Annotated in this window: 13 protein-coding genes; 6 read left to right on the forward strand and 7 right to left on the reverse strand. The window is 67.8% G+C overall.

Translation table 11 applies throughout. The features are described 5' to 3' along the window. The first annotated feature begins 42 nt into the window (after positions 1–42). Both rpoC and E2493_RS09060 read left to right on the forward strand, forming a co-directional pair. Positions 43–4,311: a DNA-directed RNA polymerase subunit beta' gene (rpoC, locus tag E2493_RS09055; protein WP_135085927.1), complete on the forward strand. Its 4,269-nt coding sequence runs from the start codon at positions 43–45 to the stop codon at positions 4,309–4,311. 360 nt (positions 4,312–4,671) lie between these two features. Further along, positions 4,672–5,835 carry a glycosyltransferase family 4 protein gene (locus tag E2493_RS09060; RefSeq protein ID WP_135085929.1) on the forward strand — a complete coding sequence of 388 codons (1,164 nt, stop codon included), beginning with the start codon at positions 4,672–4,674 and terminating at the stop codon, positions 5,833–5,835. Between the two features lie 53 nt (positions 5,836–5,888). On the opposite strand, the gene E2493_RS09065 is transcribed toward E2493_RS09060, so the two are convergent. Genes E2493_RS09065 through E2493_RS09080 form a run of 4 tightly spaced genes read right to left on the reverse strand, consistent with a single transcriptional unit; the run spans position 5,889 to position 9,811 of the window. Beyond that, the gene (locus tag E2493_RS09065; protein ID WP_135085931.1) at positions 5,889–6,824 is read right to left on the reverse strand and encodes a Gfo/Idh/MocA family protein; all 936 of its coding nucleotides are present in this window, start codon (positions 6,822–6,824) and stop codon (positions 5,889–5,891) included. Beyond that, positions 6,824–7,456 carry a 2-dehydro-3-deoxy-6-phosphogalactonate aldolase gene (locus tag E2493_RS09070; RefSeq protein ID WP_135085933.1) on the reverse strand — a complete coding sequence of 211 codons (633 nt, stop codon included), beginning with the start codon at positions 7,454–7,456 and terminating at the stop codon, positions 6,824–6,826. The genes E2493_RS09065 and E2493_RS09070 overlap by 1 nt, the downstream gene beginning before the upstream one ends. Further along, positions 7,453–8,340 carry a 2-dehydro-3-deoxygalactonokinase gene (locus E2493_RS09075; RefSeq protein ID WP_135085935.1) on the reverse strand — a complete coding sequence of 296 codons (888 nt, stop codon included), beginning with the start codon at positions 8,338–8,340 and terminating at the stop codon, positions 7,453–7,455. Before E2493_RS09075 ends, E2493_RS09070 begins: the two co-directional genes overlap by 4 nt. 46 nt (positions 8,341–8,386) lie before the next feature. Then, complete coding sequence (locus tag E2493_RS09080) at positions 8,387–9,811, reverse strand: hypothetical protein (RefSeq protein WP_135085937.1); 1,425 nt, start codon at positions 9,809–9,811, stop codon at positions 8,387–8,389. A gap of 244 nt (positions 9,812–10,055) precedes the next feature. Between E2493_RS09080 and E2493_RS09085 the strand changes: the two genes are divergently transcribed. Together E2493_RS09085 and dgoD are read left to right on the forward strand one after the other, a co-directional pair. Next, a complete protein-coding gene (locus E2493_RS09085; RefSeq protein ID WP_135085939.1) occupies positions 10,056–11,354 on the forward strand; it encodes a family 1 glycosylhydrolase in 1,299 nt (432 codons plus the stop codon). After that, complete coding sequence (gene dgoD, locus E2493_RS09090) at positions 11,351–12,490, forward strand: galactonate dehydratase (protein WP_135085940.1); 1,140 nt, start codon at positions 11,351–11,353, stop codon at positions 12,488–12,490. Before E2493_RS09085 ends, dgoD begins: the two co-directional genes overlap by 4 nt. A 62-nt stretch (positions 12,491–12,552) precedes the next feature. Here the strand turns inward: dgoD and E2493_RS09095 are convergent, their stop codons facing one another. After that, complete coding sequence (locus tag E2493_RS09095; RefSeq protein WP_135085942.1) at positions 12,553–12,873, reverse strand: hypothetical protein; 321 nt, start codon at positions 12,871–12,873, stop codon at positions 12,553–12,555. A 130-nt stretch (positions 12,874–13,003) separates the two neighbouring features. On the opposite strand from E2493_RS09095, the gene E2493_RS09100 reads away from it, so the two are divergent. Further along, the gene (locus E2493_RS09100) at positions 13,004–13,903 is read left to right on the forward strand and encodes an aldose 1-epimerase (protein WP_135085944.1); all 900 of its coding nucleotides are present in this window, start codon (positions 13,004–13,006) and stop codon (positions 13,901–13,903) included. Positions 13,904–14,103: 200 nt separating this feature from the next. On the opposite strand, the gene E2493_RS09105 is transcribed toward E2493_RS09100, so the two are convergent. Both E2493_RS09105 and E2493_RS09110 read right to left on the reverse strand, forming a co-directional pair. Then, positions 14,104–14,943 carry a phytanoyl-CoA dioxygenase family protein gene (locus tag E2493_RS09105; protein WP_135085946.1) on the reverse strand — a complete coding sequence of 280 codons (840 nt, stop codon included), beginning with the start codon at positions 14,941–14,943 and terminating at the stop codon, positions 14,104–14,106. Positions 14,944–15,041: 98 nt separating this feature from the next. Next, the gene (locus E2493_RS09110) at positions 15,042–15,782 is read right to left on the reverse strand and encodes a phosphocholine cytidylyltransferase family protein (RefSeq protein ID WP_135085948.1); all 741 of its coding nucleotides are present in this window, start codon (positions 15,780–15,782) and stop codon (positions 15,042–15,044) included. 131 nt (positions 15,783–15,913) lie between these two features. Here E2493_RS09110 and E2493_RS09115 point away from each other — a divergent pair, with 131 nt between their 5' ends. Continuing rightward, positions 15,914–16,777: a CDP-alcohol phosphatidyltransferase family protein gene (locus E2493_RS09115; protein WP_225421275.1), complete on the forward strand. Its 864-nt coding sequence runs from the start codon at positions 15,914–15,916 to the stop codon at positions 16,775–16,777. Positions 16,778–16,870: the final 93 nt, after the last annotated feature.

A 16,870-nucleotide genomic window follows, 5' to 3' on the forward strand; every position in this document is an offset into this window, starting at 1 on the left:
TGCTCCCGCCGAAGAGATTTCCCCTGAAAGGGACATGAAGAGATGAACGAACTTACCAACTTCGCCAATCCGGTCGCCAAGCCGGAGACGTTCGACCAGATCAAGATCGGCATCGCCTCCCCGGAGCGCATCCGCAGCTGGTCGTTCGGCGAGATCAAGAAGCCCGAGACGATCAACTACCGCACGTTCAAGCCGGAGCGTGACGGCCTGTTCTGCGCGCGCATCTTCGGCCCGATCAAGGACTATGAGTGCCTGTGCGGCAAGTACAAGCGCATGAAGTACAAGGGCATCGTCTGCGAGAAGTGCGGCGTCGAGGTGACCGTCTCCAAGGTCCGCCGCGAGCGCATGGGCCATATCGAGCTCGCCGCCCCGGTCGCGCACATCTGGTTCCTGAAGTCGCTGCCGAGCCGCATCGGCCTGCTGCTCGACATGCAGCTCAAGCAGCTGGAGCGGATCCTCTACTTCGAGAGCTACGTCGTCATCGAGCCGGGCCTCACCCCGCTCGAGAAGTATCAGCTGCTCACCGAGGACGAGCTGATCGAGGCCCAGGACGAGCATGGCGAGGACGCCTTCTCGGCCGGCATCGGTGCCGAGGCCGTCAAGCAGATGCTGATGGACCTCGATCTCGAGGGTGAGCGCGAGGCACTGCTCAAGGAGCTGGCCGAGACCAAGTCGGAGCTGAAGCCGAAGAAGATCATCAAGCGTCTGAAGGTCGTCGAGAGCTTCCTCGAATCCGGCAACCGTCCGGAGTGGATGATCCTCGACGTCGTCCCGGTCATCCCGCCCGAGCTGCGCCCGCTGGTGCCGCTGGACGGCGGCCGCTTCGCGACCTCGGATCTCAACGATCTCTATCGCCGCGTGATCAACCGCAACAATCGCCTGAAGCGGCTGATGGAGCTGCGCGCGCCGGACATCATCGTCCGCAACGAGAAGCGCATGCTGCAGGAGGCGGTCGACGCTTTGTTCGACAACGGCCGCCGCGGCCGCACGATCACCGGCGCCAACAAGCGTCCGCTGAAATCGCTCAGCGACATGCTGAAGGGCAAGCAGGGCCGCTTCCGCCAGAACCTGCTCGGCAAGCGCGTCGACTATTCGGGCCGTTCGGTCATCGTCACCGGTCCGGAGCTGAAGCTCCACCAGTGCGGCCTGCCGAAGAAGATGGCGCTCGAGCTGTTCAAGCCGTTCATCTACTCACGTCTCGACGCCAAGGGTCTCTCGATGACCCTGAAGCAGGCGAAGAAGTGGGTCGAGAAGGAGCGCAAGGAAGTCTGGGACATCCTCGACGAGGTGATCCGCGAGCATCCGGTGCTGCTCAACCGCGCGCCGACACTCCACCGCCTCGGCATCCAGGCGTTCGAGCCGGTGCTGATCGAGGGCAAGGCGATCCAGCTGCACCCGCTGGTCTGCGCCGCGTTCAACGCCGATTTCGACGGCGACCAGATGGCCGTGCACGTCCCGCTGAGCCTCGAGGCCCAGCTCGAAGCGCGCGTCCTGATGATGTCGACCAACAACATCCTCTCGCCCGCCAACGGCAAGCCGATCATCGTGCCTTCGCAGGACATGGTCCTCGGCCTCTACTACCTCTCGCTCGAGCGCGAGGGTGAGCCGGGCGAAGGCGCGCTGCTGGCCGACATGGCCGAGGTCCACCAGGCCCTCAACGCCGGCGCGGTGACCCTGCACTCCAAGATCGTCAGCCGCGTTCCGCAGACCGACGAGCAGGGCAACACCTACATGAAGCGCTTCGAGACGACGCCGGGCCGGATGCTGCTCGGCGAGACGCTCCCGAAGAGCCACAAGGTGCCGTTCGAGACCGTCAACCGCCTCCTCACCAAGAAGGAGATCGGCGACGTCATCGACACCGTCTACCGCCACACCGGCCAGAAGGAGACGGTCCTGTTCGCCGACGCGATCATGGGCCTCGGCTTCCGTCACGCCTTCCGCGCCGGCATCTCGTTCGGCAAGGACGACATGATCATCCCGCACGAGAAGGAAGCCCTGGTCGACGAGACCCGCGCGCTCGTGAAGGATTACGAGCAGCAGTATCAGGACGGCCTGATCACCCAGCAGGAAAAGTACAACAAGGTGATCGACGCCTGGAGCCGCTGCGGCGACCAGGTGGCGAACGCCATGATGGAAAAGATCAAGGCGCAGCCCAAGGACGAGAACGGCCGCATGGCCCCGATCAACTCCATCTACATGATGGCCCACTCGGGTGCCCGTGGCTCGCAGGCGCAGATGAAGCAGCTCGCCGGCATGCGCGGCCTCATGGCCAAGCCGTCGGGCGAGATCATCGAGACTCCGATCATCTCGAACTTCAAGGAAGGCCTTACCGTCCTCGAGTACTTCAACTCCACCCACGGCGCCCGCAAGGGTCTGGCCGACACCGCGCTCAAGACGGCGAACTCGGGCTACCTGACCCGCCGTCTGGTCGACGTCAGCCAGGATTGCGTGATCGTCGAGGAGGATTGCGGCACCGAGAACGCGCTGGAGATGCGCGCCATCGTCCAGGGCGGCGCGGTCATCGCCTCGCTCGGCGAGCGCATCCTCGGCCGTACCCCCGCGGAGGACATCGTCGACGACAAGTCGGGTGACGTCCTTGCCAAGGAAGGCGAGCTGATCGACGAGGCGGGCGCCGCCCGCATCGACGAGATCGGCGTGCAGGCGGTCAAGATCCGCTCGCCGCTGATCTGCGAGAGCGAGCACGGCGTCTGCGGCAAGTGCTACGGGCGCGATCTCGCCCGCGGTACCCCGGTCAACATCGGCGAGGCGGTCGGCGTGATCGCCGCCCAGTCGATCGGCGAGCCGGGCACGCAGCTCACCATGCGTACCTTCCACATCGGCGGCGCCGCCCAGCTCAACGAGACCTCGAACCTCGAGGCTTCGGTGGACGGCACGATCGAGCTTCGCGACCTGCCGACGATTGTCGATCCGCGCGGCCGCCGCGTCGCGATGGCGCGCAACGGCGAGCTGGCGATCGTCGACATGGACGGCCGCGAGCGGGCGACGCACCGCATTCCTTACGGTGCGCATCTGATGGTCGACCATGGGCACATCGTGTCCAAGGGTGACCGGATCGCCGAGTGGGATCCGTTCATGATGCCGGTCATCACCGAGAAGGGCGGCGTCGTGAAGTTCCAGGATCTGGTCGAGGGCAAGACGCTCGCCGAGCAGACCGACGAAGCGACCGGCATCGCCCAGCGCGTGGTCACCGAGTTCCGCGGCTCGGCCCGTTCGAAGGAGGATCTGCGTCCGCGCATCACCCTCCTCGACGAGCAGAGCGGCGAAGCGGCCCGTTACATGCTGGCGCCGGGCGCGATGCTCTCGGTCGAGGACGGCCAGCAGGTTGCCGCCGGCGAGGTTCTCGCCCGCGTCTCCCGCGAAGCCGCCAAGACCCGCGACATCACCGGCGGTCTGCCGCGCGTCGCCGAGCTCTTCGAGGCCCGCAAGCCGAAGGAGAATGCGATCATCGCCAAGGTCTCTGGCCGCGTCGCGTTCGGCAAGGACTACAAGGCCAAGCGCAAGATCGCGATCATCCCGGACGACGGGTCGGATCCGGTCGAGTATCTGGTGCCGAAGTCGAAGGTCATCGACGTGCAGGAAGGCGATTTCGTCAAGCGCGGCGACAATCTGATCGGCGGCAGCCCGGATCCGCACGACATCCTCGAGGTGCTCGGCGTGGTCGCTCTGGCCGAGTATCTCGTGTCGGAGATCCAGGAGGTCTATCGACTGCAGGGCGTGAAGATCAACGACAAGCACATCGAGACGATCGTCCGTCAGATGCTGCAGAAGGTCGAGATCACCGACGGCGGGGACACCACCCTGCTCGCCGGCGAGCAGGTCGATCTGCAGGAGATGCGCGACATCAACGCCAAGCTTGCCAAGGGCCAGCGTCCGGCCGAAGGCAAGCCGGTGCTGCTCGGCATCACCAAGGCGTCGCTCCAGACCCGCAGCTTTATCTCGGCCGCCTCCTTCCAGGAGACGACCCGGGTGCTCACCGAGGCTTCGGTCCAGGGCAAGATCGACACGCTCGACGGCCTCAAGGAGAATGTGATCGTCGGTCGCCTTATCCCCGCCGGTACCGGCGCGGGCATGAACCGCTACCGGATCGCCGCCACCAGCCGCGACGCGGCGCTGCGCGCGCAGCACCGCTCGCTGCAGGAGAGCCTGTACGCGCCGAACAGCGCCGAGGAAGAGCATGCGGCCGAGCTGGCCCAGGGCCCCGAAGCGGCGATCGGCGACGATCCGCTGGCCGAGGCGGTCCCGACCGGCCACGGCACCGATGCGGACGCCGGCGAGTATCTGCAGAGCTGAGCTCCGCGCACAGCCTGAGTGAACAAGGAAGCGCTCCGCCTCACCCGAGGCGGGGCGCTTTTCCTTCTGGGGGAAGCCCAGCCTCCGGACTCACCCTCCCCTTGCAGGGGAGGATGAGCATAGGTGAAGCCGTCGGGTTTCCATGGCGGGTGAGCGGCTCTACAGTGCCACCCATGAAGATCGCCATCGCCCTGCTTATCGTCGCGCTGATGATACTGCCGGCGATCGCGCGGATCCGGGCGAAGATGAACCGCGGGCGCCGCAAGGACTGAACCGACGCGATGGAGCGCGCGAAACGCGCCGCCACCCGCATTTCCCCAATGGTTCCCCTCCCCTGCCAAAGCCGCTATTCGCCCGCCCATGGACGTCACCGGCCTCCGCATCGCCATGTTCAGCGGAAACTACAATTACGTCCGGGACGGAGCGAACCAGGCGCTCAACCGGCTCGTCGAATATCTCCTCCGCCAGGGCGCGGCGGTGCGCATCTACTCGCCGACCGTGGCCGAGCCTGCGTTGCCGCCAATGGGCGAGATCGTCTCCATCCCCGCCTTCGCCATCCCGCGCCGGCCCGAGTACAAGTTCCCGCTGCCGATCCCCGGCGCGGTGAAGCAGGACATCGCCGCGTTCCGGCCCAACATCTTTCACATCGCCAGTCCCGACATGCTCGGCCACGGCGCGGTGAACCTCGCGCGCAGGCTCGGCCAGCCCGCCGTCGCCTCGGTCCACACGCGCTTCGAGACCTACATGCGCTATTACGGCTTGGCCTTCATGGAGCCGGTCGTGGAGGCAATCCTGCGGCGCTTCTACCGCCGCTGCGACGCGATCTTCGCGCCCTCGGACTCGATGGCCCAGCTGCTGCTCGAGCAGCGGATGAACTACAATGTCGGGATCTGGACGCGCGGCATCGACCGCGCCGTGTTCAACCCGGACGCGCGCGATCTCGCCTGGCGCCGCGGCTTCGGCATCGAGGACGACGTGCCGGTGATCGGCTTCGTCGGGCGGCTGGTGATGGAGAAGGGGCTCGACGTCTTCTCCGACACGATCGACCGTCTCGAAGCGCGCGGCGTGCGCCACAAGGTCCTGGTCGTCGGCAAGGGCCCGGCGCGCGAATGGTTCGAGCAGCGGCTCCCCGCCGCAGTCTTCGCCGGCTTCCAGGAGGGTCCGGACCTTGGCCGCGCCGTCGCGTCGATGGACATGCTGTTCAACCCCTCGGTCACCGAGACGTTCGGCAACGTCACGCTCGAGGCGATGGCCGCCGCCCTTCCGGTGGTCGCCGCGATCGCCACCGGCAGCGCCAGCCTGGTCCAGGACGGCGTCACCGGCCGCCTCGTTCCCGCCGGCGAGGCCGAGCATTTCGCCGACGCGCTCGAATTCTATTGCTCCAGCCGCGAGGCGCGGCGCGAGGCGGGCAAGGCCGGCTGCGAGATCAGCCGCCGCTACGGCTGGGACGAGGTCAACCAGGAGCTGGTCGACGGCTATCTCCGCGTCATCCGCGACCGCGCCGCCGGCAAGCTGCCGCGCTAGGTGCCCATCCTCCCCATCAGCGCTCCGCGCTGACAGGGAGGATCAAGTCTCTCTCAGTCCTCGAACGGCTCCACCTGCACGCGCTTGCCGAGGAGGAAGGCGTCGGCGCTGATCCGGAGCGGCGCCAGGTCGACATGGCTGGTGCCGCCGTCGACCAGCTCGGCGAAATGGGCGTAGATGCCGGGATATTCGCCATGGCCGGGCGCCGCCACCTGCTCGCCGTTCACCGCCAGGCGCGAGCCGCCCTCGCTCAGCGTCAGCGTCTCGCCGGCGGCGGTGCGCACCTCGATGTCCCAGGCTTCGCCGCCGCTGTGCCGCCAGTCGAACTCGGCTTCGATCGCCCCGGTCGCGGCGGGGCTCACCATCGCCAGCCGCGCGGCGATCGGAGTCTCGCGGTTGGACGGGAAGAGGAGCTCGGCGCCGCGGACGATCAGCGCGCCGGGGAAGATCCGACTGGCGATCGACAAGGCGTTGATGCCGGGATCGAACACGCCGAAGCCGCCCGGCGCCCAGATCCATTGCTGGCCCGGGTGCCATTTGCGCACGTCCTCGCGCCACACGATCCGCATCGTGTCGATCCGCTCGCCCTTCAGGCGCTCGGCGGCCGCCTCCACCGCCGGATTGTACTGGGCATGCCAGGTGGTGAAGAGGCTCACCCTTCTCTCCCCCGCGATCCGCACCAGCTCCTCGCACTCTCCCAAGGTGACGCCCGGCGGCTTTTCGAGCAGGCTGTGCAGCCCGGCTTCCAGGCAGACGCGGGCGATCTCGTAGCGGACCGAAGGCGGCGTGCAGATCGCCACGGCGTCGACCTTCGGGCCGCTCGCCAGCAGATCCTCGACGCTGCCGAAGCAGGGAATGCCGCCGGGCGCGCCGGAGGAGCGGCTGACCGTCGCGACCAGCTCGAACCGATGATTGGCCGCGATCGACGGCACGTGCTGGTCCTGAGCGATCTTGCCGTAGCCGACGATCGCGATCCTGATCCTGTCCATCAGCCCTTCACCCCCTCGACGTAAGCGCGTGCCTTGCGACCGGTCTCCTCGGCCGATTGGCCGGGCTGGTAGAGCCCGCCGCCCAGCCCGAAGCCCTGCGCACCGGCCTCGATCCACGGACCCATCGTGTCGGGCTTGACGCCGCCGACGACGAGCAGGGGCACGTCCTTCGGCAACACCGCCTTCTGCGCCTTCACCACGGCCGGGCTCGCGCCCTCGGCTGGGAAGAGCTTCAGCCCGTGCGCGCCGGCTCTCAGCGCGGTGAACGCCTCGGACGGCGTGAAATAGCCGGGGAGGGAAACAAGCCCCGCCCGGGCCGTCGCCTCGATCACCGGCGCGAAGGTGTTGGGCGAGACGATCACCCCGCCGCCGGCATCGCGCACCCGCGCCACGTCCTCGGGGTCGAGCACCGTCCCGGCGCCGATCAGCGCGCGGTCGCCGAGGCTCTTCGCCAGCCGCGCGATGCTGGCGAGCGGATCGGGCGAGTTGAGCGGCACCTCTATGATCCGGATGCCGGCGTCGTGGATGGCGGCGCCGATCGCCTCGGCCTCGTCAGGCGTGACGCCGCGGATGATCGCGACCAGAGGACATTCGGCGAGTCGAGCCTTCAGGATGTCGAGAGGATCGGTCATTGCAGCAGCTCCGCCAGATGGATTGCGCCGGCGAGGAACGCCGTTTCGCCGTCGACTTCGCGCGTCGGCCGGCCCGCCACGGCGGCGGCCGCCGCGAACAGGGCGGTGAGCTCCGGCCGGCCCATCGCGACCAGGCCGGTTTCCCCGGCGAAGGCGAGGCCGGCGCGCAGGTCGGCGCCGATCAGCAGTCCGCTGGTGAACGATGCGGCGTCCTCGCGCTTTGTCTTGCCGAGCAGCACCCGGGCCCGGACCGAGAACAGCTCGGCGGTGAGCTCGCCGCCGTCGAGCGCCCGCCTCACCCCCGCCTCGAACGCATCGTTCACGCCGGCCGGCAGAGCGAGCAGGTCGGCGAGAATCGAATGCGCCTTGAGCAGGTTGAACAGCTCGCCGGTCATCACCGTGCGGAAGGCGGTGATCCGACCGTCCTCCAGGCGGATCCACTTGTTGTGCGTTCCGGGGTGGCAGACGATCCCGTCCGCCGGCACCAGCCCCTCGCCATAGGCGCCGAGGATCTGGACCTCCTCGCCGCGCATCACGTCGGCCGCATCGCCCTCGGCGAAGCAGACACCCGGCACGATCGCCGTTCGCTCCGCCTCGACCCATTGCAGCCGCGCGGCCAGCTCGGGGAGACCGGCGGGGCACGGCACGTAGGGCGCCTCGACCCAGCCGCGGTTCGAGCCGACCATCCCGGCCATCAGCAGCGGCAGATCGCCAAGCCGTGCGCGTATCTCACCCACCGCAGCGTCGAAACCTCCGGAGGGCACGGAAAGGACGCCCTTGCCGTCCTCCATCTCGTCATCGACGGTGCCGTCGCGGCCCACCCGGTAGGCGCGGCGGTTGGTGGTCCCCCAGTCGACGGCAATGAAGCCTTGAGCCCAGCGCATCCCGTTCCTCTCGTCGGTGCCTGAACGCCCAAGCGTCCTTTGGGTCTCAAGGCAAGCGCGAATCCGGACGGGTGGCCCCGCCGTCGGGAGTGGGCGCGGGGCCGTCGTCCGGCAGGTCGCGCGATGCGCCGCCGGGAACCGGCGCCGCCGCAACTGCGGCCGGGTGGACGGCGGCGGCGATCGCCGGCTGGCCGGCCGCCACCGGAGCGATGTTGAAGATGCGGGAGATCAGCGCCTCGAGCGCCTGGAAGACCGCCTCCACGCCGAAACCGGCGACGAACGAGATGGCGGAGCTCGACAGCGCGACCGGCCCGAGCAGCGCCATCTCGGTGCCGCCCCCGTCGTCCGGTCCGGCGATGAACAGGCCGATGCAGGCCCCGACGACGGCGCCGAGCGCAAGCTGCTGGATCGAGAGCTGGAGGTCGCGCGGGCTGAGCAGGCTCAGCTTGATCTTGCGCGAGACCGAGCGGACGATCGAGGCCGCCGCGCCGAGAAAGCCGTAGAGCACCGGAAGGACCGCGCTGCCCAGCATGTTGAGCATCCAGCGCGCAGTGTCCTGATCGCCCCAGAACCAGGCCCAATTGTCGAGTCCCTTACGGATACGATCGCGCACCGCGACGCTCCCGACCAAGGCGATGCAACCCTCCATCAGCTCGGCATTGCGCTCGAAGCCCTGCCGGGCCGCGGCGCTGCAATAATGGACGACATAGCCGGCGCCATCGGCCTCGTCGGCGGCGGCCTCGGCGGCGAGCACGGTCGGTTCCGCGGGGGCGGGTGCGGCCGTGCCGCGCCCACCGGCGGCCTGAGCGGCGCCGGAGCCGATGGCGGAGCGCGCGTCGATCACCTGTTTCTGCGCAGCCGCGACGCTCCGCTCCGCCGCGCTGAGATCGGCGAGCGCGGCGTTGCCGACAGCGACGTACCAGGACAGCAGGCAGGTCCCGGCCAGGATCAGGATCAGCGCCAGTCCCATCCCGTACATCCAGCGGCGGAAGGCGCGCGCCTTGGGCAGGAGGTCGGGATAGGCCTCGCAGGCGAGCGAGCTTCGCGACGGCGTGTCATCGCCCTGCACGCCGGCCGGCGTGCCGCCGGCCGCCTGCTCGGTCGCGTCGTGATCCTGGGTGACCATCAGGGTGAAGGCGATGGTCGCGCCGCTCGCCGGCTTGGCGAGGCTGTTGAGATAGTCTTTTACCTTGATCAGCAGCGCCGCCTGTTCGGCCTGACGCGCGGTGCCGGAATCGCGCGGATCCGGCGGCCAGCTGATCCGGCAGACCTGCTCCAGCCAGTCGCGGCCGAGGTTTCGCGGCGGGTTGGCCGCGGTCAGCGCGAAGATCGTCATGTCCGGATTTGCCGAGAGGTTGTCGAGGAGGAGGTGAACCTCGCTGCGCGCACGATCGAGAACGTAGCTCCTCGGATCGTCGATCCGCGCCGGGACAGGCCCGGCGGGTGGCTCCACCACGCTCCGATCGTCCATCCGCACCTCCCCAAGCGACGGCGTCCGATCAATTCTTATCAGATCGCGGCGACAGCCGGTAGCGCGGGCGGCGGCTTCTCGCTCCGTTCCGGTGCCGAGCACGACGGACGTGCAATGAAACTTTCCCTCGTGCCGTCCTGTTTAGGACGCAAGCGAGCGACGCGAGCTAGCGCCGCGGCGTCGCGCCGATTACCGGCGGACGCGCCCCAAAGCCGAGGCAAGGGAGGGATCCATCGCCAACTTCATGTTCGCAACCGGGATCGAGAACAGCATCCCGACGATCAACAACGGCCGGACCCGGGTCGATCAGATGGAGGTGTGCGGCCATTACCGCCACTGGCGCACCGACTTCGATTGCGTCGAGGAACTCGGCATCCAGTTCCTGCGCTTCGGCCCGCCGCTTCACCGCGCCTACCGCGCGCCGGGGCTGTACGACTGGGAGTTCGCCGATCTTGCCTTCGCCGATCTGAAGCGCCGCAACATCATCCCGATCGTCGACCTTTGCCACTTCGGCGTGCCCGACTGGATCGGCAATTTCCAGAACCCCGATTTTCCGCAGCTCTTCGCCAGCTACGCCGCTGCCTTCGCCGAGCGATATCCCTGGGTGCAGCTGTACACGCCGGTGAACGAGATGTTCATCTGCGCCGTCTTCTCCGCCAAATACGGATGGTGGAACGAGCAGGCGACAGACGACCGCTCGTTCGTCACCGCGCTGAAGCACATCGTCAAGGCGAACGTGCTGGCGATGATCGAGATCCTGAAACGCCGGCCGGACGCGATCTTCATCCAGTCGGAAAGCTCGGAATATTTCCATGCCGACAGCCCGGCGGCGATCGGCCCCGCCGAAGTGATGAACTCGAAGCGCTTCCTGACCCTGGACCTTAATTATGGGCGGCGGGTCGACAGCGAAATGTACGAGTTCCTGATGGACTGCGGCATGACGCGGGAGGAATATCATTTTTTCCTCGGCCAGCGGCTGAAGCAGCACTGCATCCTCGGCAACGATTACTACTGGACGAACGAGCACCGCGTGTTCGCCGACGGCCATACCGAGGCGAGCGGCGAGGTGTTCGGCTATAGCGAGATCACCCGCCAATATTACAACCGCTACAATCTGCCTGTGATGCATACCGAGACCAACCTCAAGGAAGGTCCGAGCGGCGACGAGGCGGTCCACTGGCTGTGGAAGGAATGGGCGAACGTGCTCAGGATCCGCAACGTCGGCATCCCGACCGTGGGCTTCACCTGGTATTCGCTCACCGACCAGGTCGATTGGGACACCGCGCTGCGCGAGCAGAACGGCAACGTTAACCCGCTGGGCCTCTACGATCTCGATCGCAACATCCGTAACGTCGGCAAGGCCTACAAGAAGCTGATCCAGGACTGGCGCGACGTACTGCCCGCGTCCAGCCTCTGCCTGACCGTGCCGATCGTCTCGCCGGCCCATGCCGGCCATTCGCGCGACCGGGATCAACAGGCGGAGGCCGCGCGCCGCTGGCCCACCCACGCCACCGAAGGCGCTCTTCCGGAGACGGACGCATGAAGATCGCGCGCATCGAGACGTTCTACGTGCCGCCCCGCTGGCTCTTCGTCCGCGTCGAGAGCGACGACGGCGCGATCGGCTGGGGCGAAGCGAGCCTCGAAGGTTGGGCGGAGGCCGTCGACGGCGCCTTCGAGGCGCTGAAGGACCGCTTCCTCGGCCACGATCCCTTCGCAATCGAGGACATTTGGCAGATCGCCTATCGCGGCGGCTTCTATCGCGGCGGGCCGGTGATGATGTCCGCGCTCTCCGGCCTCGACCAGGCGCTCTGGGATCTGAAAGGCAAGGCGCTCGGCCTGCCCGCCTGGCAGATGATGGGCGGCCGGGTGCGCGACCGGATCCGCGCTTATGCCTGGATCGGCGGCGACCGCCCGCACGACGTCGCCGAGGCCTGCGCGGTGCGCAAGAGCCAGGGCTTCTCGGCGATCAAGATGAACGCGACCGCCGAGCTCGACTGGATCGGCACACCGAAGCTGTTCGACGAGGTGGTCGCCCGTGTCGAGGCCGCGCAGGGAGCGGGCATGGACGTCGGGCTCGATTTTCACGGACGCGTTCACCGGCCGATGGCGAAGCAGCTCGCGCATGTGCTCGAGCCGCTCGGCCTCCTGTTCATCGAGGAGCCGCTGCTCTCCGAGAATCCGGAAGGACTGGCGCAGATCAGCGCCCTCGTCTCGACCCCGATCGCGCTCGGCGAGCGCCTCTACTCGCGCTGGGACTTCAAGCCATTCTTCGAAAAGGGCGCGGTCGACATCATCCAGCCGGACCTCAGCCATGCCGGCGGCCTCAGCGAGTGCCGCCGCATCGCCGCCATGGCCGAGGCGTTCGACGTCGCCGTCGCGCCACATTGCCCGCTGGGACCGCTGGCGCTCGCCGCGTGCCTGCAGCTCGCCGCCAACGCGCCGAATGTCGCCATTCAGGAAATGTCGCTCGGCATCCACTACAATGTGGGCCACGACCTGCTGGAATTCCTCAGCGACAAGGAGGTGCTGACGCCGGTCGACGGCTATCTGCCGATCCCGCAGGGGCCGGGCCTCGGGATCACGATCGACGAGGCCGCGGTGCGCGAGGCGCACAAGGACCGCCACCGCTGGCGCAACCCGATCTGGCGCCAGAAGGATGGAAGCTTCGCCGAATGGTGAGCCAGCGCCGGCCGGCGGGGCATGACCGCCTCAGCCCCCCGGCTGAAGCGGCCCTCGCCAGATCAGGCGACGATGCGCAGCTGACGCGCCGGACGCTGCGGAAGCGAGCAGAAGCCGAGCTCGTCCTGCAGCTGGCTGAGCTCGCGCTCGCGCGATTCCCGGTAGGCGTCGGCGTAACGGGCGTCGCACTCCGCCTCGGCGGCGGTCTGCGGACGCATGAAGCTGATGCTCAGATGACGGCCGAACACGTCGTCACCGCGCATGCGGACCTGCACCTCGCCGTTGTTCGAGAGAGAATCCCGCACCTCGACAAGTCGTTCGATCAGCGCGTCGAGCGACCCTTGATCCGAAACTTCAATATAGTCTTTGACAAGCTTACTCATGACCCAAACCCCTCCCGGTATCTCTCCCCGGGGTTGAAATACCTCCGCGGAGAATCCGCCCGCAAGGCTAACCCTGCATTTATCCACAAGAGAGTTGCAATCGGCTGAACGCCGTCGTTAGCGAGCAGACATGATGACCACTCCAGACGCCCAACCGACACTCTCCTCCGGCCCGCTCCTGCTGGTGCTGACACCCGCACGGGGAGGCAGCATCGCACGCTTCGATTACGCCGCCGGCGGGGGCGCGAAAACTCCGGTATTTCGCGGTGTTGACGGTAACGATCCGTCCATTCTCGACCATGCGAACTTCCCGCTGGTGCCGTTCGTCAACCGGGTCCGCGACGGCCGCTTCAGCTTCCGCGGCCGGGAGGTGCGGCTCAGCACCAACCTTCCGGGCGATCCCAGCCCGCTTCACGGCCAGGGCTGGACATCGGCATGGGAGGTCGAGAGCCTGACCGGCACCGAGGCCGAGCTCGTCTTTCGTCATGCGCCTGGGGAATGGCCCTGGGCTTACGAGGCGCGGCAGAGCTTCGCGCTCGATCCCCAAGGGCTGACGATGACCCTGAGCTGCACCAACCGGTCGGACGAGCCGATGCCCTGCGGTCTCGGGCATCATCCCTATATGCCCTGCACCGGCGAGACGCGGCTCGACACAAGGGTGGAGAGTGTCTGGACGATCGACGACAAGGTGCTTCCGATCGAGCGCATTGCCGCCGACGGCCGGTACGACCTGCGCAACCGCCTCGTCTGCGGTCAAGGTCTCGACCACGGCTTCGGAGGATGGAACGGGCTTGCGCGGATTGACGATCCGAGCCTCCCCTTCCGGATCGAAATCTCGTCGCCGGATGCGAAGTTCTTCCAGGTTTATTCGCCGGAGCAGGGCGGCCTGTTCGTCGCCGAGCCGGTCAGCCACGCCAATGCTGCGCTGAACGCACCCGAGACCGAATGGCCGGAACTGGGTATGCGCGTGCTCGATCCCGGTGAGACCATGTCGCTGGCGATGCGGGTGGACGTGATCACGAAGAGCTAAACCCGAGACCGTCACCCGGCGAAGGCCGGGATCTCAGCGAGCTGAGGGCGCAAGCCTCAATGGGCGCGCCAATGGGAACTTCGGCAGCGTCTGCCCAATGGGCAACACCCTTCTGACCTGAGACCCCGGCTTCGCCGGGGTGACGAGTTGGGGTCAAGCCGGCGTGACGAACTGGGATGCGGAGGCGCGCCCCACCCCCCTCAATAGGCCGGCTCGAGCAGCCCCTCGATGACGTGGTGCTGCACCACCGTCTCCAGCCGCTCGACGACGCGGCAGGTGAGGTGGTCGCGCACCTGCGGCGGCAGCGAGTCAAGATAGCTGCGGGTCACCTGCAGATCGTGGTGGAGGGAATTGGTCGCGTCGGGGGCATCGACGCCGACGACGAGCACGGGCCGGGGCTGATCGGAGCGGTTCGCCGTGCCGCGGTGGATGGTGAGCGCCGAGCGGACCGACATGTCGCCCATCTGCGGCATTTTCTGCTGCGCCCGCGCGATGTAGCGAGACCAGAGCGCGCGAGGCGGGAACATGCCCTTGGCGCAGCCTTCGAACTGGTCCCACTGGGTGCCCGGTGCCACTTCGAACGGCCCCATCTCGACCACGGTGTCGACTGCGGTGAGGTTGAAGGCCAGCGAGTTCAGCCGCCGGCCGCGGGTGGTGGCTTCGGGCACGGCGAAGTCGCGATGCCAGGGCTGATCGGCGGCGCCCGGGAAGGGAATGTCGAAGCCGATCTCGACGATCCGATAATCGGGGCCCAGCACCGCCTCGCACACTGCGACGAACCAGGGATGGGTGGCGATGTCGACGAAGCCGCGGATCCGCTCGGGATGGACCTCGACGTACCAGCGCTGCGGACCGCGCGGCAGCGCGCCGCCGGGGACCGCCCGCGCCTCGGCGAACAGGATTTCGATATCCTCGCGCATGCGCTGGGTCCATCCGCGTGAGAATGCACCCTTGAGAGCGGTGATGCCATCGCCGTAGAGCGCGCGCAGGATGTCGGCCGGCTCGAATTGCGCCTCTTCCGTCGCTTTCGCCGTCCCCATGAGCTCCTCCTCGGCAGCGGAATCTAATGGCTTTGCGCCCGCGGCGCGAGCCGGCGCGGCGGCGGATACGACGAGCCGAGCGCGCGGCGCGGCTGGGCCTAGCGCAGCTCGGCCGCAGCGAGACGATCGGGAAGCTCTCGCTCGGCGCGACGAAAGGCCGGCTCGTCATCGACGTCGACCCACCAGCCGTCGCCAATGTCGTGGGTGAACGCCTGCCCCGCAGCCGCGAGGCGCTGGACGCCTTCCGACAGCGACCCGCTGCCGCCTTCCGACATCGCTTCGTCGAGCGCGGCGAGGAGCTCCGGGCCCGCAAGGAACAGGCCGGTGTCGACCACGTCATAGGCCGGCAGCGTCTTGCCGATCGCGGCGATCCGCGCGTCAGGGCCGAGTGCGACCTTGGTGGCGTCATCGAGGTCGAGGTCCTCGCGGTCGACCCGCCGGTCCACTGCAAGCGTCAGGGCTGCGTCGGGCCGCGCCGCGGCGATGAGATCGCGCAGGATCTGCGGATCGAACAGATGATCGGACATCAGCAGGACGAAGCGATCGCCGCCCAGTCGCTCGGCGGCGCTCAGCACCGAGAGGCCGTTCGGCCGATCCCAATCGGGATTGCGAGCGCAAGCAATCGCCAGGCCGGTCCTCCCGGCAAGATCCTGGAGGAACGCCTCGACCCGCTCGGCCTGGTAGCCGGTGGCAACGACGAAATCCGTTGCGCCGGCAGCCGCCGCGAGACGAACGACATGCTCGATCAGCGGTGCGCCGGCGACTTCCGCCAGCGGCTTGGACGACGCCATCGCGCGCAGCCGCGTCCCCTGCCCCGCGGCGATGATCAGGCACTTCATGCGCGCACCGATTTGTTTTTGCTTTTCATCACGCGCCTTTAGAACGAAGGACGCAGCCGAGACGAGGGGAAAAGACGAGCGTGATGACGAGCGGGGTGCAGGTGAGCGCAAGCGAGCGCAGGAGCGAAGGGGTGTTGAAGGCGCGGCCGGTGGAGCTCGAGGACTGGCTGAACCGCTCGATCTACCATCCGCTGTCGCGGCGGATTGCGCTGGCGCTGCAGCACACGCCGGTGACCCCCAACATGATCTCGATCACCAGCGGCCTCTCGATCGTCGCCGCGACCGCCTGCTACACGCTGGTCGAGGGGCCGCTCGGCATCGCCCTCGGCCTCTTCTTCCACGTCCTCTGGCACGTGATCGACGGCGCCGACGGAGACCTTGCCCGCCTGACCGGCAAGAGCTCGCCCGTGGGCGAGATGATCGACGGCCTGTGCGACTACGTCGGACACATCATCCTCTATACCGCGCTCGCCTTCCACGCCGGCGGTTGGGCCTGGTGGGCGGCCGCTTTCGCCGCCGCCTCGCGCATCCTCCAGGCCAATCACATCGAGAGCGTCCGGCGTACCTATCTGTGGCGCGCGTACGGCGTGCCATGGCTGCGCCAGTCGAAATCCGGCGTCGCAGCGAGGCGCAGCGTCGCCGCGATCCTGCTCGCGCCGGTGGCGGCGGTCTACGTCGGCCTCGCCGGCCTGCTGATCCCGCGCAGCGCGCAGGCCGACGCGCTGGTCGAGCGCCTCGAGGCCGCGCCGGCGACGCGCGAACAGGCGCGATCGGTCTCCCGCCAGGTCGGCCGCCGCGCGCTTGCCTGGCAGGTCCCGCTCGGCGCCAATCTCAGAACGCTGTTTCTCGGCGCCAGCATGGCGCTCGGCAGCCCGGGGTGGTTCTTTCTCTTCGAAGCGACCGCGCTCAATGTCCTTCTCGCCGCCTCGATCGTCCGGCAGCGCCGGGTCAACAAGGATTTGACCCAGGCGCTGGAGCAGGTCGCGGGCCGCTGAGCGGGCGTCCCGTCCCCCTCCATTCGTTCTTCAGCTCTGGTCTTTCTGGCACCGCCTCTCGATCGGTGAGGAGGCGAGTGGCCAAACGCGCCC

This window comes from Sphingomonas parva (ex Maeng et al. 2020) (assembly GCF_004564275.1).
Taxonomy (GTDB): Bacteria; Pseudomonadota; Alphaproteobacteria; order Sphingomonadales; family Sphingomonadaceae; genus Allosphingosinicella; species Allosphingosinicella parva.